We start from the raw sequence: 20,200 nt of genomic DNA, 5'->3' as shown, positions 1-20,200 counted from the left end.
CCCGATGCGCACCAGGGCGAAAACGGGCACACCTCCATCCGCCCGGGGCAGCCTCGCAGTACCTGGTATGGACGACGACTCGCCGGAAGCCCGTCGGAACTCCGGGGCAACGGATACAACCACCGACTTGGTCGAGCGACTCAAACCAATGAACGTTCCTAACGATTTCGGAGGCGACGTGAAGAGGGAGTCTCATCCGAATACGCCCGAGACCAAGACCAAACCGTTCTCCACGAAGGCGAAACGGTGTCCTCATGCGATGTACGCATCGATGCGTCAGACGGCCCCGGCGCATTTGATCACAACCCCGCAGGGCTCAGATGCGGTTCTCATCGTCGGCTACGACGAAGCCGTTGCTGCGCTCACAGGCATGAGGTCCAGCCGTGTCGGCCACCAAGAGAACGGAACAGCGGTGGGTTGGGGCACCACCACCGGGCAGGTGAGGAGCATGGTTGAACGCCATATGCTCAACAGCGACCCTCCTGAACACACACGGCTTCGGCGACTGGTGTCTTCGGCATTCAGCGCGCGGCAGGTGACCGGCATGCGACGCAAGATGGAAAGCGTCGCCGACCGCCTCGTGGACCAGATTGCCGCCAAAGGCCGGGCCGATCTGATCGCCGACTTCTCCGCCCCCTTCGCCGTCACCGTCATCAGCGATCTCGTCGGGCTGGATCCGGCATGCCGCAAGGAATTCTTCCGCTGGATGGACCACTGCGCCACTCCGGATCCAGAGGAACGGCCTCAGGTCGGCCACGCACTGGAGAAGATCCATGGCTTCCTGTGCGAACTGGTCGCGTTCAAACGCGCTACCCCGGCAAACGATCTCATCAGCCACCTCATCGCCGCATGTGACGAACAGGGGCAACTCACCGACGCGGAGATCGTCGCAACGGCCTTCCTCATCCTGCTCACGGGGTATGAGGCTCCCATGCATCTCATCGGGAACGGAGTGCTCTCCCTGCTCGACCACCCCGACCAGATGGTGAAGGTCCGTCGTGATCACACTCTCGTCGCGGCGCTCGTCGAGGAGACCCTGCGGTTCGAGGGCCCCGTGGAGACCGCGCCGACGCTGTACGCCACCGAGGAGACGCGCATCGGGGACATGACCATAGCTCCCGGACAGGCGGTCCTCGTTTCCCTGGCAGCAGCAAACCGCGACCCCAGGAAGTTCTCGAACGCCGAAGCATTCGAGATTCAGCGAGATGCCACTGGTCACTTGACCTTTGGTCGTGGAATTCACTACTGCCTGGGGGCGCACTATTCCCGACTGTTCGGCGAGGTTGGCTTCAGGGCGCTGTTCAGGCGTACCCATGAGATCCGAGGGGATTTCAGCGGGAGCGACCTCCACTGGAGGAATGGAGTCATAATCCGCGGGCTGCGCTCCCTTCCGGTGAAAGTGCAGTGAGGGTGCACCGCAACGGTCTCACCAACTTCCACCGCGCCCGCCCCGCCACTAGATGAAAGTCGGCATCGCGCAACGGGTTGACTTCTCCGCAAGGTTCACGAACCACCGGTCGGGATTCGAGGAGTTGATGAGGTGTCAACGCTGAAAGGTCAAGGAAAGGAAGACGGGGATTTGTTCGACGGAATGCACGAGATCAATCAGCCCGAACTGCACCTCCCCTTCCCCGCCGCACACAATCGTCACGCCCGCCGGCTGGGTCCCTACCTTACGCAGTGGGTCACCGAGCTCGGCCTCATAAAGGAACCGGAAGCAGTCGTGCGGTTTGCCGCTGTCCGCTACGACGAACTGCTGGCCGCCGTGTACCCGTTGGCGAACTCGGTAGACTTGGAGCTGATCGCCGAACTCATCATCTGGATGTACCTCTTCGACGACCAATTCGATGTCGACCGCCTCGGGCGCGACCCCGTACGCGCCAAGGCCATCGCTGCCGAGGTGGCCGCCGTGGCACACGGCGACGGTGTACCACAGGGCTCCGGGCCATTGCTGGTCGCACTAGAGTCGATCAGGCATCACATCCTCTCCGTCCGGGGACCGCTGTGGCCGCAGATAGCCGACAACCTCACGGTCTTCGCCACCGCCGTGGCGCGCGAGGTGCACCAGCGCGCCCTGGGCCACCTTCCATCACTTACGGAGTACACGGAGCAGCGCCTGGAGACCTTCGCCTGGGGAGCGGTGGTTGACCTGGTAGAGCTCGAACAAGGCGGTGGCTTTATTCCTGACCGTGTTCGCGCCGCACCCGAGTACCGCGCACTGGTGCGCACAGCGGGGCTGGTCATGTGTGTGATGAATGACCTGATCAGCCTGGACAAAGAAATCGCCGGCAAGGAAAAACACAACCTGGTTTTGCTCATGGCACAGAACGCGAACCAGGGCCTGCGGCAGGCGGTCACCTCCGCCGAGAGGCTCTTCGCGCATCTCGTGGCGGAATACCTCCGCCACGCGGCCAGTCTGTCCGGAATGTACCAGCGGCTCGGTGTAGCCCCGGCAGACCGCGCGGTGGTGGACGGGTTCAGATCCGGCCTCGAGTTCATGATGCGGGGTGAGCTCGACTGGTCCCTTGCCACCCTCCGGTACCGCCTGGCTACCCAGGCCGCTGGCCCTGGGTATGAGACACGCACCCACTGAAGGAGAAAGGCCGAGCAATGGAATCCTCTAACCGGCCCACCAAGCTGGCCGGCAAGCAACGGCGGGTCATCGTCGTGGGCGCCGGAATCGCCGGATTGGCCGCTGCCTTCCGACTGCAGGAAGCGGGCTTTTCAGTAACCGTGCTCGAACGCGATCAGCACGTGGGAGGGCGGATGCGCACCCTGACCCACGCCGGCTACCAGCTGGACTTGGGTGCGATGTGGCTGTCGTACAACTACCGTGAGATGGTCGGCCTGCTGGCCGACGCCGGGCTTCAAAAGGAGATGCGTGCCAGCAGCGACGTCGTAGGCATCGTGCGCGCCGGCAAGGTCCACCAGTTCCGCTGCCACCGCCGGACCGATCTCCTGCGCACTGGCCTGCTCAGCTGGCGCGCCAAGTTCGCCGCGCTCAACCTCCTCAAAGACGCCCACCGAGTCGCCGGTTCGATCCGCTTCGACGACATGTCGGGAGGCGCGGCCTTCGATGACCGGAACGTGGAGGACTACTGTTCGCAAAGGCTCAGCGAGGAGGTGACCGACTACCTGATTCGCCCACTGTGCTCAGCCTTCTACTACGCCCCCGCAAACGAATTGTCGGTCATGGGCGCGTTCATCGCCGCCCAAGTGCTGATTGGCAAGCGGTGCTTCAACTTCGACGGCGGCATCGATGTCCTACCGCGACGGCTGGCGGAGCGGGTGCCTGTCCGGTTGGGCACCCAGGTGACCTGTGTGGAAGAGGCACCCGGCGGAGTGCGCGTCAGTTGGCAAGAGGGAACCGCGCCCCCTCAGGTGGAAGAGGCTGAGGCGTGCGTGGTCGCCGTACCCGCACCACAGGTCCCCGGCATCGTTCCTGGCCTGTCGGACACGCAGCGCGCGTACCTGTCCCAGCAACACTACGCACCCGACCTCGGAGTCCACTTCGGACTCGACAGCCCTCCGCCGGTCGACTACCTCGCAGCGTTCTGCCCACCCCGCGAGAACCCCGACCTCAATTACGTCACGATCGACCACATCCGCGCGCCCGGCCGAGTACCCGCCGGCAAGGGCCTGGTCTCACTTCGCTTCCACCCCCACTGGAGTCATCTGCACCGGGACAGCAAAGAACAAGAGGTCACGGCCGCGGCTCTCGACGTGCTCGGAAAGTCCATCCCCGATCTGGCCGAACACATCACCGCCCACCAGACCACCAGCCTGGTGCACTACCACCCGTTGGCCGGCCTCGTCCGCCCAGCAGGCGGCTACCAAGAACTACAGCAGTTCATCCGTAGCCTCGCCCCGCAAGCCCGCATCCAACTGGCCGGAGACTACTTCTCGTTCAGCACGACGAACTCCGCGCTGGCTTCTGGCGAACGCGCCGCTGAGCGCGTCGGGGCAGCGCTCCAGCCAAGCTCCGTCGCACGAAAGAACATCGCGAGCTGACCGGCGGACATGCTGTTCGACCGCGCCGTGCCATCCCTCAAGGATGAGGGATGGCATCCTCGCAATGGGGGGTCTTCGCCTGACGACATGAGGGTCTCCGCCTGACGGCCCGCGCCCCACTGCCGTCGCCGCCGGCGGGCCGCGACCCCGCCTACCGCCAGTCGAGCCGCCCGTCGACCACACGCGGCGCGTCGTCGCCCCCGAAGCCCCTCCCCTCCCACAGGGCATTGGCGACCTTGGTCAGGTAGGCGGCGAACGTCTCCTCCCCCGGGTTCGGAAACGCGGCCTCGGCGTAGTTCCCGAGCAACCCGTGCCCCTGACCAGGGGTGCAGTCGACGAAGCTGCCGTAGAAGCCATCCGGGTCGATCGTGGTGATCGGCAGGTACCGCTGCCCGGGCTCGTCGTCCAGGCGCTCGCTCGCGACCGGGCCCTCGAACCACGTGCCCAGGTTCTCCAGGGGGCCGATCCCCTCGCCGTCGGGCAGGAAGTACCCGGTCGGCTCGGGGGCATCGTGGGATGTGGGCCAGTCGAAATCCGAGGCTGGTCCGGTCCCATTGCGCACCAGGTAGAAGGCACGCACATCGGCCGGGACCGTCAAGTCGAGATCCTGCTCCAGCGAGCGGAGCTCGCCCTCCGTCGCGGGCGCGGGCAACCGCTGGGAGGTACGAGGTGCATGCTCCTTCAACCACGTCTCGATCCGCGCCCAGGCGGCGAGGGTCTGTTCCGCCCGTATCTGATCATCGGTCATGGCTGGGACCTTAGCCGTGGGGTATGACATTGGCCGCTGGCCGCTGGCCGCTGGCCGCTGGCCGCTGGCCGCTGGCCGCTGGCCGCTGACAAGCCCACATCCGGACCACCCATAGACCACGGCCCAATACACGCGCCCTAGTAGGCGGCGGGCAGCACATGGTCGCCGGCCCTGTCCGTGCTCAGGCACAGCGAGCAGACCACCGCGTCGTGGGTGTGGCAGGCGGCCAGGTCCGGGCGCTCGAAGTCCTGCCGGCAGACATGGCAGGTGGAGATGGTCGCGCTGGGGTTGCCGTCCGCGTCCAGCAGCGGTTCGTCGATTCCGTCGTCGGCGCGCCGCAGGTAGTAACGGCCCTTGGTGGCCAGCGCCATCAGCGGCGTGAGGACGAAGGCGATCAGGGCCGCCGCGACCGGCGAGTACGGCTGGAGGAAGTCGCCCAGGGCATGGAAGTACATCGCGATCGACAGCCCGGAGGCGGCTGCGAAGGCCACGACCCCCACGGGGTTGACGGCATACAGCATGCCCCGGCGGAACTCGGGGGCGTGCGGGGAAAGCTTCAGCAGGTACTTGTTGACGATGATGTCGGTGGCGACGGTGACGACCCAGGAGATGGCGCAGTTGGAGTAGAAGCCCAGGATGGCGTTGAGGAAGCTGAACATGTCCGCCTCCATCAGGACCAGGGCGAACGCCAGGTTGGCCAGGACGAAGACCATCCGGCCGGGGTAGCGCTTGGTGACTCGGGTGAAGGAGTTGGTCCACGCCAGCGAACCGGAGTAGGCGTTCGTCACGTTGATCTTGATCTGGCTGATCACGACGAGGACCACGGCCAGCGGGACCACCAGCCACGAGGGCAGCATCGCGGCGAAGGCGCCGGTGAACTGCTGGATGGGCTCGGTGGCCGCGGCCGGCCCGACCTTCGCGAGGACGTAGACGGCGAGGAAGAGGCCGATGGCCTGCTTCAGCGCTCCCAGCACCACCCACCCGGGGCCGGCCATCACCACGGCCGTCCACCAACTGCGCTTGTTCGCCTCGGTCTTGGGCGGCATGAAGCGCAGGTAGTCGATCTGCTCACCGATCTGCGCGATCAGGGACAGGCAGACGCCCGCGCCCAGCAGCACCGATGCGGTGTTGACGCCGCTGCGACCGTCGGAGCCCGCGTACGACACGAAGCGTTGCACCGTTGCCGGGTCGGTGACGACCAGATAGAGCAGCGGGCCCGCCATCAACAGCAGCCAGACCGGGGTCGTCCAGACCTGGAGCTTGCTGAGCGCCTTCATCCCGTAGATGACCAGCGGGATCACCATGAAGGTGGAGACCAGGTAGCCCAGCCACAGCGGCAGCCCGAGACCCAGCTTCAGTCCCTGCGCCATGATCGAGCCTTCGAGCGCGAAGAAGATGAAGGTGAAGCTGGCGAAGATGACGCTGGTGAGCACCGAGCCGTAGTACCCGAAGCCGGAGCCACGGGTGATCAGATCCAGGTCGATGTTGTACCGCGCCCCGTAGTAGGCGAGCGGAAATCCGGTGACGAAGATGACCACGGCCGCGACGAGGATCGCGGCCAGCGCGTTCCCGGTGCCGTGGGTGAGGCCGATCCCCGCACCTATGGAGAAGTCGGCCATATAGGCGATGCCGCCCAGCGCGGTGGTCGCCACCACCATCGGGGTCCAACGGCGGTAACTGCGCGGCGCGAACCGGAGGGTGTAGTCCTCCAGGGTCTCCGATACCGCCTGCCCGCGGGCGGGCTCCGCCGCGACAGCCGGTTTCGCGTCAGCCTGGGTCATGCCGCGCCCTCCTGGGGTGCCGTGGGAACTGCGACGTGCTGCGTCGCTCACGGCCGGACGTTAGGAAGCGCGTGTTACCGCGGCGTACTTCCCGGGTGAACCGGCTGTTTCCGAATGCCCGGCGGTCGCCGGCCACACGGGTTCTGTCGCCGGCCACACGGGTTCTTCCGCCAGGCCCGTACGGGTTCTTCTGCCAGGCTCGTTACGAAGTCACCGAAGCGCCGTAGATCGAGAGGGCTGCGATCCCGACCACGCAAGCAACTATCACCCAGTAGCCGAAGCCCCTCGCACCCCTTCTTTTCCCCTTTCGCGCGGCGGGGTTGGCCGCCTGACGAGGAGCCGCCGGTCTGGATGCGGCCGGCGTGGGACCAGAGGCCGTTTCGGCGAGCAGGCGGCGGCAGGTCGCCGCCAGCTGGGCGGTTTCGGCGGAGAGCGACACCACAGCTTCTGATCGCGCCGGCGCGGTGGTGCCACCGTCGAGGATGCGTCCGGCACGGATGAGGATCTCGTCCCTGCCTCCAGCCGGCGCGAGACTGATCCAGCGCTGTACATGCTCGCCCCGGATGACCACTCCCCCAGACCGCTCGCGGTAGACGGTGTGTTCCCGCCAGAGCGTCTGCGCCAAAGCCTGTGCGGTTTCTCGCAGTTTGACGCTCACAATCTCCCCCTACGCCACTTACCGAATCGAACAAGCATCGCACTGTAGCGGTAGGTCACGGCTCTGGGCCATTCCATCGGAAGCCGTCCGGGCAACGGGACAAAGGTGAGACGACCGTGAGGGGAGGAGGCCATAACCAGGGTCACGGTGGGGCTGCCGCCGTCGGGCCGCGACGACAGCAGCCCTGCCCGCTGGTTTCAGCCCTTGCGGGGGTGGAAACCGCCGCCGGCGTCGCCGTGGGCCGTGCAGTCCATGTCGCGGTAGCGGTCGACGAAGGTACCGGTGAGGCCGGTGAACGCGTCATACGACTGGTCCAGGGGCAGGTCCTTGCTCACCCTGAACCGCAGCTGCACATGGACGGACTCGCGGGGCTTCAGCGTCTTCGGGCCGGGGACGGTGCCGCGGGCCCGTCCATCGGCCTGGCGCAGCGTCTTCCAGGCTCGCTGCGAGGTGTCCCAGTACTGCAGATCGCCGTACGGGCTCAGGTCGCGCTCGCCCTCGTTGTAGACGTAACTGCCCAGCTTGGCGCTGAGCTCGAACGACTTCAGCTCCTTCGCCGAGGCGTTGGTGAGCGTGGCGGTGTAGGTCGTCCAGTGAGCGCCGAGAGTAATCGACTTGGGTATACCGAACGAGCGGCCCACGAAGGTGTTGTTGTGGTACTGCCCGTAGGCGGTGTCGAGGTCGTAGCACGTCGGGATTTCCGCGGCAGGGGCCGCCTGGGAGGCGGGCGCGGCGGCCACCGCCACGGGGAGCAGGGCGGCCGTCGCGGCCGAGACCGACAGGGCGCGGCGCAGTTTCATGAAGATCTCTTTCCCGGTTCTTCGGACCCTTGGAGCCTTTGTCTCCAGCGTCATTGAGCTCAAAGGCCATGAATCCTTGGGTGATCAGGTTCTTGGAGAAATGGTTGGGCTTACGCGGTGATGTCCGTGGCGCCCGGACCGGCCGCGCCCTTCCGGCGGCGCACGCCGATGACCGCACCCGCGCCGACCACCATCGCGGCTCCACCGCCGAGAGCGATCGCCGGGAGCGCGGAAGAGGAGCCGGTCGCGGCGAGGTGGGCACCACCCTGCGGGCTGAGGCCACCGGTGGAATCGGAACCACCCGTACCGCCGCCGGACGCGGCGCTCTGGCCGGGCTCGGCCGTGCCACCCGGTTTGCCCGGCTCACTCGGCTTTGCGGTCGGGGGCTGTGTCGGCTTCGCGCCCGCGGGGAGGATGGTGAAGTCGTACCAGGCTTCCTTGGCCGAACCACAGGAACCGTCGCGGTTGCGGTAGTCGCCGGCGGCGAGCGCGTACCCGGCGCCGGGCTTGGCGTTCTTGACCACGCGGGTGCGCAGTTGGAGCGTGATGGTGCTGCGCGGACCGACGGCAAAGGAGCCGAACAGGTCGTCGGGCTCCGCGTCATGGAAGGTCTTCCACCGCCCCGTCTTGGCGTCGCGGTACTCGGTCTCCAGCTCCCAGTACGGCCGGTCGACATCTTCGGCGGAGGACACGAGCAGGAAGGGCTGGACCTCCCCCAGGGGCTTGCCGGTGGTGTTGGTGAGCGTCATGGAGAAGGGGGTCCAGGCGCCGCCCGCAGTCAGCCGGCGCGGCAGCCCGTGGACGGCGACGTGCAACTGCTCGGACTCGAACGCGCAGGACTGACCCGCACCATCGGAACCACCGGCGTCCTTGCCTCCACCGGTGGCACCACCCGCGCCGGTGTTGCTCTCAGTGGTCCCTTCGGCGGTCCCGGCAACTTTCGGCGGCTTCCCTGGGGCGGGACGAGCGGCCCCGTCGCGGACCTGGGAGGCCGAGGCACCGGCAGCGGCTTCGCCCGGGCGCCGCGCCTCGTCCGGGTTCCCCGTTCCGCCGCCGCTCGTCGCGGAACCCGCCGTCCGGTCCGCCGGTGTTGCGGCATCCGGTAAGTCGGGAGAGGCGGGCGTGCGGGGGCCGGCCTCGGAGACCGGATCCATTGCGAACGCGGCGGCGGGCGCGGCCAGTACGGCCGCGGGCGCTAACACGAGAGCCGCTGCGGCGGCCGTCAGGGTGCGCTGAATCTTCATCCAGGAGACCTTTCGGATTCCAAGTGCCGCCTGGGCGACACTGGTTGACGTTCGTCATGGTCAGGCTGTGCGTGACGCGCGGCGTGCCTGAGTGCGCCTGCAGACAGGCACAACTGCGCAGATGCGCACACCTGCGCCTCTTGTAGGAGCACTCGCACGACGAAAAGGTTCCACGCTTAAGTCACCGCAGTGGCGCATAAGGTGGGAGGTGTCCTGGGATTTCCGTTAGGGTCGATCTTCAAAGATCACCGAGTCGTGGATCACGTGAGTCGATACGTCGCCATGAACTCACGACCGGAGAACTCGGGAATTCCTCGGGATCGCTCACCATCCCCACTTGGTCGCACGCCCTACGAAGGGCCGGGTTCGCCCATCTGCCGAGGGTTTTCGCCATGCCACCAATTTGAGAGTGCCGAGCGGTTCGAGGGTCTGGCATCCTTCGAAGATCACGCACGATCACATGCTGGGGGCATCATGGTGAATGACGCTGAGCTGCGGCACCTGCGCCGCTGTGTGGAGCTGGCGACCGAGGCCCTGGAGTCGGGCGACGAGCCGTTCGGCTCCGTGCTCGTGTCCGCGGACGGGACCGTCGTTGCCGAGGACCACAACCGTGTGGCTTCAGGCGACCGGACCCGCCATCCGGAGTTCGAACTGGCGCGCTGGGCCGCGGCGAACATGTCCCCCGAGGAACGAGCGGCGGCGACCGTCTTCACCTCCGGTGAGCACTGCCCGATGTGCGCTGCCGCGCATGGCTGGGTCGGGCTGGGTCGCATCGTGTATGTAAGTTCTTCCGAGCAACTAACCTACTGGCTCGCCGAGTTGGGGATTCCCGCACCTCCCGTTCGGCCCCTGCCGATCCAGGCGATCGTCCCTGACCTCGTAGTGGAGGGCCCGATTCCCGGCCTCGCGGAGCAGGTACGCGACCTGCACCGCCGCTTTCACAGCGCACCCTGAGCGCAACGGCACGCTCCGGTCCCAGAAAGAGCTCCACGAGCGTCATCGAGCACGCCGGCGGCATCGCCGCGTGACCCGGCCGGGTTGGCTCTTGAAGTGGAGCAAGCGGCAGCTCATCGACGGCATCCGATGGCGGGTGCGGGTCGGCGCGCCGTGGCGGGACGTGCCCACGTGCTACGGCTCCTGGCAGGCGGTCTACACGCTGTTGCGGCGCTGGCAGCGCGACGAAGTCTGGACGTGCATCCTGGCCGCGTTGCAGGCCAGGGCCGTTGCGGCGGGGCTGGTCGACTGGCAGGTCAGTGTGGATTCCACCATCATGCGCGCGCATCAGCACGCCGCCTCCCGAGCGTGCTGACCAGGTCACCAGCATAGGCGCGGCAGCCGTGTCGGCCGACCGGCCGCCTTCGCCCCGATCGACCACCGCGGCCGGCATGCCGTGGACTGCGGCATCAACCGCCTCAAACGCCACCGGGCGTCAGCCACCCGGTCCGGCAAGCTCGCCGTCCGCTACCTGGCCGCTGTCCACATGTCCGCCATCCGCCATCCGCCATCAACGAATGGCTCCATCTACTACGAAGCACGGCCTAGTTCGCCGGTGTGGGCGGCGCGGTCAGGTCGTCCTCAACGGAGACCAACTCGGCGATCTTGGTGGCAATATCTGCCATCGAATCATCCGCCGTGTTCAACCCGTTTCGGGAGGCAAGCAAGGGGCTGACGTTCCGAAGTTCGTCGTAGGTCGTCTCGTGCACGACAGGAATCAGCAGGTCACGTGCAAGGAGCTCCGAGAGCTCCTTGTCAGAGACGCCCCGGCTGTCGACGCGTCGCAGTAGCGCAGGGGTGACCAGGACGAGACCCGTACGCGACCTCGCCAGGCCTCTGTCGATTTCCCGCATGAACGGTTCGCCGAGCACAATGTCCTTCTCGCTGAACCAGACCGACACGCCCTCTGCTTCCAGCAGGTCGTGCAACTCCGTAGCAGCACCGCGCCGGTCATCCCACGCGTGGCAGAGGAAGACGTCGCAACGGTCTGGCTTTTGACGCGCGCGCAATTCGGCGGTGCGGCGAACGGGAGTCAGCGCCCGCACCTCGGCAGGCGTGTAAGTCACGGAGGAGGTACTCGGTGACCAAGGCGGCCGCGTTCTGCCGCTAATGGACCCGCCGCCACTGCTCGCGCCGCCTCCGCTACGGCTCCGCGACGTGTAGTCCGTCTGCGGGTAGGAGGGCCGGGGCGATGAGTACCCGTAGCGTCGGCTGCTGCACGCCGGGCACGCCGCAGCTGCGCTGGCGGTCCGATGACCCCGGACCGGGGCCGTACAAAGACTCATAAATACACGGTAGTCCTATGACTGCGGCTCGGTTGCGTCATCGCGAGGGAAAGACCGCCGAGTACAGTCCGGCCCCTTAGCAATCCGGCGGCACCCCTCTCAGAGCGCCTAGGAGTTGCGCTTGGGCCAGATCGGACCCTGGTCGGCCCAGATGACGCCCTTGTTGCGGCACAGGCAGAAGGAGCGGCTGATCGGGCCGGTGTAGACCTGCCGGCCGTAGCCGTTGGGGCCCTAGCCTCGATCTTTCGTGACGGATCGTCAGTCCAACTGGCGGGCCGTTTCGGCTTGTTGGGGTGATCGTGGACATGGTGGCGGCCCGGCTGTCGCGTCGGGTCGGCGCCGGGTTCCACGATTCCGGTCGGGTGGTGCTGCTCGTGGGGGCGGGAACGTACTGGTCAGCCTGGGTTCGGTGTCGAGTTCGGCCACCCAGGCTCCGTCGCGGACCTCACCGTCCGGTTCGACGGCCGGCGTCCAGGCGGAGGCGGGCACCTTGAAGACGGCCTGATGGATGGCATTGGTGATGGTCATGCCGACCGAGTACGACAGCCAGCGTCCGCGCGCGGACAGCCAGTTGACGAACTCGTAGGTGCCGCCGCCGGAGTGGGTGCGGATCAGCGTCGAGCGTCCGCGCCGGTACTTCTTCGGCATCTGGGCCAGGGCGAATTGGGCTGTGGCGATGTGGTCGGCGGCCGTTTTCGAGCCCGCGCTGCCCGGTCGAAGCAGGGCGGCGACCGGTTCCCCGGACCCGCTGCAGCCGTGGTCGACGTACGCCATCAGCGGATGGTGCCCGAACGTCTTCTTCCAGGTCGCCGCCGCGTCCTGCTTCTCGGAGTGGGCCAGCACGAGCACCCCGTCGATGTCCACGATCACCTCTCCGCCGGCGTCCGGTGCCGCTTGCCCGGCCAGCTTCCAGACGTGTCCGCGGACATGGGCCTGTGCGGCGCGGATCGCTGCAAGAGCCTTCGGCCCAGCCGAGGCGAGGGCATCGATGAGGCGGGAGACGGTGGGATCGGAAGCCACCGGACCGAACACGGCCGGCTCGGCCCGCGGCATGCCCACGTTGGCCAGACAGTCCCCGCCGAGCGCGACCGTCAGGGCCACATCCAGCAGGATCTTCCCCGGATCGTGCACTGCCCGCGACTTGCATCACGGCGCCAGAGCCGCCGACATCGCCTGGTCCAGCCCGGTTTTACGGGCCGTCTCCACCAGCCGAACGCCTCCCGCCTGCAGACCACCGCCCGGCCACCGCCTCGACGTGGACACGCGGGTAGGACCCGATACGCCTCTTCACCTGGAAATCGCCGCCGGCGGTGGCAGGAACAAGGATCTTGACGATCCTCATTCTCGCTGGTCAGAGGCGCTATTCGTTTGTCCGACCACCTGTCGGACACCAAGAGAGCGCGAGGCTTAGCCGACGTAGTCGTCTTGCAAGCTGGCGCTGATCCGCTCCCCAGCTGGAGGCAGGGTCGGCACGACCCCGGAGCTGGTCCCCGTGAAGTCGGTTTCCAAGGCGATGAAGTCCCCGTCGGCGATGATCCGCTTGAGGGTCAGCATCCGGTCGGGGACGGCAGCCGCGTACTCCTGGATGTGGCCCACGAAGCGCATCCCGACCATTGAAGGCGAGCTGGTAGGCCCTGACGGTGTAGGCGACATCGTCGGTGTACAGCGCCCCGAACCGGTCGAAGTCCTGGTCGTTGTAGGCGTTCACCCACTCGTGAGCAAGCTTGTCTGCGTCCGTGTGGACCTTGTTGCTGGTCATGACAGCCGGCCTTTCTGTGCCTTGCGAAGTCGTACAGAGAGAGGTTGGCAGCAGGTATAGGACAAAAACTGTCCTATACCTGCTGCCATCATTAGGTGTGTTGTGCATGCTGAACGGCGCGAGGGAGGCATCACCTGTGACCCCAGAGGACGTCGCGGAGTCCGCTACAGGGCTGCCGGAGGCGACGGAAGGCGAGCCCGGCCCCGGGATGACCCTGTTCAAGGTCGGGGGCAAGATCTTCGCCGTACTGACGGAGGCCAACGACTCCCGGCCCGAGCAGGTGACCCTCAAGTGTGATCCCGACCTCGCCCTGCACCTGCGCGAGCAGTATCCGGCGGTAGGGCCCAGCTACTACGCGCGCCTGCCGCACTGGAACACCGTGGCGCTGGACGGCACCGTGCCCGCTGACGAACTCGCCGACATGATCGAACACTCCTGGGAATGCGTCGTGGCCGGCCTGCCTCGCACCACCCGCGACCGACTGCAAAGGCTCCGCCAGGGCCAGCCATGACCTTCCCGCCTGGTGGGTCGTCCTGCGGTTCAGGCGTATTTGCCCATGTCGCTGGCTTGGAAGGCGGCTTTGTCGTTGATGCCGATGACATAGCCGTCCGGGTCGCGGAAGTAGAACATGCGCTGACCGGTGCGGTCGGTCTCGGTGTCCTTGACGATCTCGGCATGCTGGGTGATCCGGTCGTGGACGGCGTCGAAGTCGTCCACGACCAGGTAGAACATGCCGGCGAAGCCGATGGGTGCGTCCGCGAGGACGGACAGCCAGTTCTTCAAGTCGGCGTTGCTGTAGAGCATCGCAGCAAACTCCCCCTTGTAGAGGATCATGTGGATGTCGTCGCCGGGCCGGGCGGTGCTGGAGTCCACATCGAATCCCAGCTGCTTGTAAAACGCGATGCTGGCGGCAGTGCCCTTAACGCTCAGACAAGGCGCGAACGGCCTGACAACCATCTCCTCAGGCGAAGCTCGGGGCGCTGCCACCTTTGTCTGCCACCAGGCGCCACGCCGCACCTCAGGGGCCGCCGGAGGAGGCGTGTGCGAGCCAGCCTCAACCGATTGAGCCTGGGCCGCATACGCTTCTTCACCTGGGATGTGCTTCTTCCCTCGCAACTGACAGGACCTTCGACAAGCTCTATCGTTGCAGGTCAGGGGCACTTCTCGCGTTTTCAGTCACGTCCCGGACGCCAGCCCACGTGAAAGCCCGAGGCTAGACCAGGCGGGCCTGAATCGCCGACGGAGGCCGAGGCCCGGCCGGCGCCACGATCTCGGCAGGGGTCCGCACCCATACACGCTCGCCAGAGCCGGTGACCGTCAGCCCCATGTCGCTGTGAGCCGGACGATCCAGCTCGGTCCACTCACCCCAAGCCGATTCGACTTCACCCCACAGGCTCCGCTCACCGAACTCGGTCACGGTTCCGTCCCCGTCCGCGACAGCACCCGATCCCCGCCCGTCGTTCACCCAGACGCGGAGGTCTCCACCCTCCCGCCCTTCAACAAGCGTCACACCAGGCAGGCGAGCGCCGGCATACAACGTGAATCCGGGCGTGATCGTCTCCCCTGGTTGTACCTCGGTGCGTCGTGAACGCGCCGAGGAGGTATCGGGATCAACGCCTTGGGCCGCGCGGTGCGATCGCATCGGCATGTAGGTGGCCGTCCCGGCGAACGGGCCCGATGCCGTCCCGTCGTCAGCAGCGACGAGCCGGACCAGGGCGCCACACCAGAAGTCGCCCACCCTCGGGGCCACCAGCACGCCGCCCGGTCGCAATTGCTCGATCAGTTCGTACGGAACATGCCGCAGAGCGCAGGTCGCAATGATCCGGTCGTACGGTGCGCCGGCCGGATGTCCGTGCTCACCGTCCGCCACCACCAGCGTGGGCGCGTGGCCCCGGCGGGAAAGGTTCGCCTTGGCCATCGCCGACAGGGTCGCGTCGATTTCCACGCTGGTCACGTTCTCGTCGCCACAGCGGCCGCACAGAAGGTCGACCACCTGGCCAGTCGCGGTGCCGATCTCCAAGGTCCTGGCACCCTTGTGCACATCCAGCAGGCCGAGCATGCGCGCCACCATGGACGGCATGCTGTTGGACGAAGTAGCGACGCCAGGGCCGCCTTCGCGACCGTCGTCAAGCTGAGTGACCACCGGCTCATCGCTGTAGATGAGGTCCCATCGGTCGGCGTCGCTCGTGATGGGTTCGCATCGCTGCGGACCCTGACGCCAGATCTCCTCGGGGATGAATTCGTGGCGAGGCGTGCGTTCCCATACGGCGCGCCATCCGGGGGTCAACAGGCCGCGCTCGTCCAGTTGTCGGACGAGCGCGGTGTGCCCCTGTCGGGGGTTCGTCATCGGTCATGCCACCTTGGGGCGGTCGCCGTCGGGGGACGGCGGTGTGGGCGGCGGTGTCCACGGCTTGTCCGACGGGGCTCCGCCATGCTTGCCGTCATCTGCCCTACATACGTACACCCTCATCTCCTCCTTGGTACGTGGAGTTGCTGTCTACCCGGTCGGTTCTGCGGCTGGACGCCTGAGACCGGTCACTCCTCTTCCGCTGCCGGCTGCTCGACGGTGAACCCGCGGATGGGCGGGGTGTCCTCGCCTCCGATGGCGAGTTCGGCAACTCGCATGGCTGCGACTGTGTCGGCGTACTCTGGGCGGGTCCACTCCATCGCGGTGTCCCTTCGTCGCGAAACTCGCAGGCTAGCCTTTGGGCTTGGGGATCGGCACGATCGGCCCGCGGTCGTCCGAATGCCGGCGGTTCGCACTCAACGCCACCGGATCGCCGTCCGGTGGTCTGCGGCCCCCAGATCCGGGTCGACGCTGTGGCCAACCTCTTCGATGCCCCAGGAAGCTGAGCTTCGTGTCGCCCACTGCCCCGGCGGCGCTCTCCAGCCGGTGGCACGTCAGGGGTGCGCAGGCATGAGAAAAACCCCGCTCGTGTCACGGGGGGGGTGGGCAACGAACGGGGTTTGCCTGGGGACTACTTGGCCGCGGCCGCAGACATTGCACGGCCAGGCCGTCTGGGAGACGCACTGCCCATTGTCGTCGTACTCATAGATGACGCTCTGCTGCCCCGGGCAGCCGGGGGTCTCGGGGCATGGGACGGCGCTGTCTTCCTGGTGAACCGTAGAGGTATTTCCTCCGATCGGTTTCGGAGGGCTCGTACTTGGACCAGCACTTGGTGCACGTCCAGTACCAGTGTTCGTACCCCTTACCCGTAGCTGTTGTGTCCTTCCACAGGGGGTTACGGCACTTCGGGCACTGTGGTGGGTGATCCATTACGGGCCCTTCAGCGGAGGTGTTCACCGGCACCTGGCTAGTCTGCTGTGGCCCGCGAACACCGGATGGGGACGACGTGTGCACCCCATTCGAACGAGTGACGCGCTCTGGAGACCCGCCCCGCCCGGCCGGACTCCCAGTAGGGCCGGAGTGGGGGTTGTGGCGGTCACCCAAGCCTGGAGACCACTCTGGGTCCGAGTGACCGATTCTCGTACCCCACTTCGTCCCCCCTTGAGACAACGGCGAGTGGGACCGACGGGTTGTCAGGCCCTCCGCCAGGAACGCGCCCCGGCGGCGTCCGGCGGCGTCCGCCGGGATCCAATGGGGCCGTCGCCAGTACGCGAACGATCCCCCGTTCAGGCAGATCAGCTACGTGGTAATGCCCTTTGTGCCTGTAGGAGAGGCTGCTTGTGCCCGTAGGAGAGGCTGCAGCGGACCCATTGGGGCTGCCGATTAGGTCCGCGCGCTGCAGGCCCGTTCGCTTCGCACGCTGGCGCTTGTGGCTAAGGGGGAATGGTGAACTTGATCTGGCGCCTGCGCAGGTAGCGACGGTTGCGGCGGGACGAGTACTCCTTGTCGCCGCCGAGATGATCGGGCCGGGTGCGCGGGTGTCCGCCGCCCGGCCGGCCGACGCGGATGCGTTCCATGACCGGGATGAGCTGTGGGGCGTCGCCCTGCTGGCCCGGCGTGATCAGCAGGGCCAGCGGGCGGCGTCCGCCCTCACCGACGAGATGGATCTTGCAGGTCAGGCCGCCCCGGGAGCCTCCGCGTCCCTCGTCGGGGTGGTGCTGACGGGGCGGGCGTCTTCCCCAGCACCCGTGGCACTCTTTTGCGGGCCTCGGCGGCGTGCTGATGGGCCCGGCAGGAGGTCGGGTCCACGCTCACCATCGACCAGCCGATACGGCCTTCCGCGTCGGCGTCGGCCAGGACGGACCCGAAGATCTTGTCCCACGTACCGTCCGCCGACCAGCCTCTGTGCCGCTCGTGCATGGCCCTCCACGGACCGAAACGCGCAGGCAGATCCCACCATGGCACCTCAGTTCAGTGCGCAGCCGATAGAGGATCCCGTTGACAATCCTGCGGTGACTAGCCCAACGGCCACTACGCTGCCCGGACTTCGGCAGATGTGGATTCAGTCGGACCCACTCCGTGTTCGTCAGATCTCCCCGCCCCACGGCCATGCCAACGACAGAGGCCACGGCGCTCACAAGATCCGCTGGACAGTCCTTAGGGAGCCCCGAAAAACCCGTTGGCGGACCACGGCGGCCACTGCTACTTTTCCGGAGGCCGTGCGAGAGAACGAGGAGGTGGTACCCGTGAACGCAGTATCGACATGGGTGCTCCCCTCCGGGGTCACGGTCGGGCGATAGGTCGTCGTCCGGGAGCGCCGTTCAAGAGCACTCCCGAAAGGCACGACCATGCACTTCACTTCCGAACAGCGCCTCGACGACGGCGTCCTCGAGCGCGAATTCACCCTCGGCGAGATCCCCGGCACCCTGTGGACGCCTGCATCCACCACACCGGCCCCGCTGATCCTGATGGCCCACAACAACGGCCTGCCCAAGGCACAACCCCGGCTGGTGGCCCGCGCCCGGCACTCCGCCGCGCACGGCTACGCGGTGGCCACCATCGACGCCGCAGGGTGCGGCGACCGGCCCCGTTCCGCCGCCGACGAGCAGGCCCGCGCCGACCTCCGCCGGGCGATGCAGGCCGGCGAGCCGGTCGACGAGATCTTCGAGTCCTTCATCGGACCGCTGGTCGAAAACGCGGTCCCGGAATGGCAGACCACCCTGGACACCCTTCTTTCGCTGCCCGAGATCGGCGGCCCGGTCGGGTACTCGGGGTGGATGGCCCTCGGTATCCGCCTTGCGGTGGTCGAGCCACGCATCGCGGCCGCCGGTTTCTTCGCCGGGGGTTACGTGCCCCGTGCCCAGCGCGGGGAGGCCCGGCAGGTCACCGTTCCGCTGCTGGTCCTGCTGCAGTGGGACGACGAGGGGAACCCCCGGCAGCGGGCCCTGGACCTGTTCGACGCCTTCGGCACCAAGGAGAAGACACTGCACGCCAACCTGGGCGGGCACACCGGCACCCCCTGGTTCGAGGTGGAGGACGGGGACCGGTTCTTCGGCCGACACCTGAAGTAGGGCAGGGCCGTCAGGCCGGCAGCAGACGCTAGGCGGTGTCGGCCAGGCTGCCGCCATCGAGGACGGGTTCCGACCCTCCTCGATGGCGGTGGCCGACAGTTCAAGCCGCACCCGGACTCCCCCGTGGAAGCGCCCACCGTCGCACCTCAGCAGTGACTGCTCGCCGATGCCGAGAGCAGCGCGAGCCAAGTCCGATCCTGGCTACGCCGCGCGCCGAGTCCGGTCCTGGCCACTCCGCGGGCCAAGTCCGATCCTGGCCACGCCGCAGGCCAAGTACGACCCTGGCTAGGGCAGATGAACCAGGCCGCCCGTTCCAAAGCAGCCGAGGAAGGCGGCGCCGCCCTGGTCGTCGAGGTGCACACGCCCCATCAGCAGCCGGTCGCAAACAGTACGAGCTATGGCCTCCCTCCCGGATCGATGCTGTTGAGGCACTGGCCGGAGTACGGCTACGGCCTCTCACCCGCCGCACGGAGCAAGGTCGCTGAGACCGTGGGCCTGGTCGACTGAACGCCCTGACACGAAGACCGATCCGGGCCGGAGCCGAACGACGGATCCCGGCCGGAGCCGAACGACAGTTTTGCCGGCGCAGTTCATGCACCCCAGAGCCTGGCTCTGGCAAGGGGCCGCGCGTACCGATACCGGGAGGCAATGGGCTGTTGCCAGACGATCGCTGGTGCCTGCCTTGGCCATTGAGCACGAGGCCCGGCAGGGCCGAGCACTTCGGCAGGCGAGCCGATCGGACACGGGCCTGGCTGGGATGGCCTTCCGGCATCGGCTTCACCTCAGGGCCACGGTTCCCCCGAGCGGCCCTGATGATCATGATTGGTAGCCTGCCGGGATGACTACGACGTTCGACGAAGCCGTCCGCGCCCGGCTGCAAGCCCCCAACATCTGGTACGTCGGCACCGTGTTCGCCGACGGAGCGCCGCAGGTCAGCCCGATGTGGGTGGACCTGGAGGGAGAGGGGGAGTTGATGTTCAACACCTCGGTGGGCCGGGTGAAGGAGGAGAACCTGCGTCGCGACCCCCGTGTCTACCTCTCCCACGCAGACGCGGCCGATCCGTTCGACCGAGTGCAGATCAGTGGCGAAGTGTCCCGCTTCATCGAGGGCGACGAGGCGCACGACCGAATGGACCAGCTGGCCCGCAAGTACTTGGGCAGCGAGCGCTTCGAGTGGCTCATGCCGGGGGAACAGCGGGTCGCGGTGATCGTGCGCCCGGTCAAGGTCCGGCACATCGTCGGGGTGGAACGTTTTCGACCCGGCGGCCCCCGCCCCGCTGCCTGATCGTCATCGTCGGCACTGCATTTCGCCGGTAGAAGGAAGGCCAGCCACTGGCAGCAACCACCTTGCTCCACCCTGCTCGCCAGATCGAGCGATGGTGGTCGGGGGGGGGGGGGGGGGGGGGGGGGGGTTGGCGCCCACAAACGCACCCCCGCCCTCTGCGAGCGCCGAAGGAGGCAACAACTGGCCCCATCCCCAGCCCCGAGGATCTCCGCCCCAC

Annotated in this window: 18 protein-coding genes and 3 pseudogenes; 9 read left to right on the top strand and 12 right to left on the bottom strand. The window is 67.1% G+C overall.

Features of this window, described 5'->3' with window-relative positions; genetic code table 11:
- Window positions 1–67 precede the first annotated feature (67 nt).
- From AC0680_RS18590 to AC0680_RS18580, 3 genes are all read left to right on the top strand, one after another.
- Window positions 68–1,408 (top strand): cytochrome P450 family protein, encoded by a 1,341-nt coding sequence (locus AC0680_RS18590; RefSeq protein WP_478629791.1) that lies wholly within the window; start codon window positions 68–70, stop codon window positions 1,406–1,408.
- A 132-nt stretch (window positions 1,409–1,540) separates the two neighbouring features.
- Window positions 1,541–2,593 (top strand): terpene synthase family protein, encoded by a 1,053-nt coding sequence (locus AC0680_RS18585; RefSeq protein ID WP_478629789.1) that lies wholly within the window; start codon window positions 1,541–1,543, stop codon window positions 2,591–2,593.
- Between the two features lie 17 nt (window positions 2,594–2,610).
- A complete protein-coding gene (locus tag AC0680_RS18580) occupies window positions 2,611–4,011 on the top strand; it encodes a protoporphyrinogen/coproporphyrinogen oxidase (protein WP_478629786.1) in 1,401 nt (466 codons plus the stop codon).
- A gap of 151 nt (window positions 4,012–4,162) precedes the next feature.
- On the opposite strand, the gene AC0680_RS18575 is transcribed toward AC0680_RS18580, so the two are convergent.
- The 5 genes from AC0680_RS18575 to AC0680_RS18555 form a co-directional block, all read right to left on the bottom strand.
- On the bottom strand, window positions 4,163–4,759 hold the full coding sequence (locus AC0680_RS18575; protein ID WP_478629783.1) for an SMI1/KNR4 family protein: 597 nt from the start codon (window positions 4,757–4,759) through the stop codon (window positions 4,163–4,165).
- Window positions 4,760–4,896: 137 nt separating this feature from the next.
- The gene (locus AC0680_RS18570; protein WP_478629781.1) at window positions 4,897–6,540 is read right to left on the bottom strand and encodes a purine-cytosine permease family protein; all 1,644 of its coding nucleotides are present in this window, start codon (window positions 6,538–6,540) and stop codon (window positions 4,897–4,899) included.
- Between the two features lie 202 nt (window positions 6,541–6,742).
- Window positions 6,743–7,198: a hypothetical protein gene (locus AC0680_RS18565; protein WP_478629780.1), complete on the bottom strand. Its 456-nt coding sequence runs from the start codon at window positions 7,196–7,198 to the stop codon at window positions 6,743–6,745.
- A 197-nt stretch (window positions 7,199–7,395) separates the two neighbouring features.
- On the bottom strand, window positions 7,396–7,998 hold the full coding sequence (locus AC0680_RS18560; protein WP_478629777.1) for a hypothetical protein: 603 nt from the start codon (window positions 7,996–7,998) through the stop codon (window positions 7,396–7,398).
- Between the two features lie 110 nt (window positions 7,999–8,108).
- Window positions 8,109–9,242 carry an LPXTG cell wall anchor domain-containing protein gene (locus tag AC0680_RS18555; RefSeq protein WP_478629776.1) on the bottom strand — a complete coding sequence of 378 codons (1,134 nt, stop codon included), beginning with the start codon at window positions 9,240–9,242 and terminating at the stop codon, window positions 8,109–8,111.
- Between the two features lie 474 nt (window positions 9,243–9,716).
- Here AC0680_RS18555 and AC0680_RS18550 point away from each other — a divergent pair, with 474 nt between their 5' ends.
- A complete protein-coding gene (locus tag AC0680_RS18550) occupies window positions 9,717–10,196 on the top strand; it encodes a nucleoside deaminase (RefSeq protein WP_478629773.1) in 480 nt (159 codons plus the stop codon).
- 91 nt (window positions 10,197–10,287) lie between these two features.
- A complete protein-coding gene (locus tag AC0680_RS18545) occupies window positions 10,288–10,551 on the top strand; it encodes a transposase (protein ID WP_478629770.1) in 264 nt (87 codons plus the stop codon).
- 229 nt (window positions 10,552–10,780) lie between these two features.
- Here the strand turns inward: AC0680_RS18545 and AC0680_RS18540 are convergent, their stop codons facing one another.
- From AC0680_RS18540 to AC0680_RS18525, 4 genes and pseudogenes are all read right to left on the bottom strand, one after another.
- On the bottom strand, window positions 10,781–11,302 hold the full coding sequence (locus tag AC0680_RS18540) for a toll/interleukin-1 receptor domain-containing protein (protein WP_478629767.1): 522 nt from the start codon (window positions 11,300–11,302) through the stop codon (window positions 10,781–10,783).
- A 327-nt stretch (window positions 11,303–11,629) separates the two neighbouring features.
- Window positions 11,630–11,752 (bottom strand): annotated as a pseudogene (locus tag AC0680_RS18535) (VOC family protein); the annotation flags it as partial.
- 183 nt (window positions 11,753–11,935) lie between these two features.
- Window positions 11,936–12,812 (bottom strand): annotated as a pseudogene (locus AC0680_RS18530) (transposase); the annotation flags it as partial.
- 116 nt (window positions 12,813–12,928) lie between these two features.
- Window positions 12,929–13,126 (bottom strand): hypothetical protein, encoded by a 198-nt coding sequence (locus AC0680_RS18525; protein WP_478629765.1) that lies wholly within the window; start codon window positions 13,124–13,126, stop codon window positions 12,929–12,931.
- A gap of 290 nt (window positions 13,127–13,416) precedes the next feature.
- On the opposite strand from AC0680_RS18525, the gene AC0680_RS18520 reads away from it, so the two are divergent.
- Complete coding sequence (locus AC0680_RS18520) at window positions 13,417–13,791, top strand: MmcQ/YjbR family DNA-binding protein (RefSeq protein ID WP_478629762.1); 375 nt, start codon at window positions 13,417–13,419, stop codon at window positions 13,789–13,791.
- Between the two features lie 29 nt (window positions 13,792–13,820).
- Here AC0680_RS18520 and AC0680_RS18515 read toward each other — a convergent pair whose 3' ends face one another.
- From AC0680_RS18515 to AC0680_RS18505, 3 genes and pseudogenes are all read right to left on the bottom strand, one after another.
- A complete protein-coding gene (locus tag AC0680_RS18515; RefSeq protein ID WP_478629761.1) occupies window positions 13,821–14,237 on the bottom strand; it encodes a VOC family protein in 417 nt (138 codons plus the stop codon).
- Between the two features lie 256 nt (window positions 14,238–14,493).
- Entirely contained in the window at window positions 14,494–15,627 is a 1,134-nt protein-coding gene (locus AC0680_RS18510; protein ID WP_478629759.1) for a methyltransferase domain-containing protein, read from the bottom strand.
- A 1,439-nt stretch (window positions 15,628–17,066) separates the two neighbouring features.
- A pseudogene (locus AC0680_RS18505) lies at window positions 17,067–17,732 on the bottom strand (IS5 family transposase); the annotation flags it as partial.
- A gap of 243 nt (window positions 17,733–17,975) precedes the next feature.
- On the opposite strand from AC0680_RS18505, the gene AC0680_RS18500 reads away from it, so the two are divergent.
- The 3 genes from AC0680_RS18500 (at window position 17,976) to AC0680_RS18490 (ending at window position 19,983) form a co-directional block, all read left to right on the top strand.
- Window positions 17,976–18,698: a dienelactone hydrolase family protein gene (locus AC0680_RS18500; protein ID WP_478629756.1), complete on the top strand. Its 723-nt coding sequence runs from the start codon at window positions 17,976–17,978 to the stop codon at window positions 18,696–18,698.
- Between the two features lie 294 nt (window positions 18,699–18,992).
- Complete coding sequence (locus AC0680_RS18495; protein ID WP_478629753.1) at window positions 18,993–19,205, top strand: hypothetical protein; 213 nt, start codon at window positions 18,993–18,995, stop codon at window positions 19,203–19,205.
- A gap of 331 nt (window positions 19,206–19,536) precedes the next feature.
- Window positions 19,537–19,983: a TIGR03618 family F420-dependent PPOX class oxidoreductase gene (locus tag AC0680_RS18490; protein WP_478629750.1), complete on the top strand. Its 447-nt coding sequence runs from the start codon at window positions 19,537–19,539 to the stop codon at window positions 19,981–19,983.
- The last annotated feature ends 217 nt before the right edge of the window (window positions 19,984–20,200 follow it).

The sequence above is a fragment of the Streptomyces sp. NPDC043738 genome, from assembly GCF_056436545.1.
The sequence above is the reverse complement of the archived record's forward strand: the minus strand, read 5'-3'. Positions and strand labels throughout refer to the sequence as shown.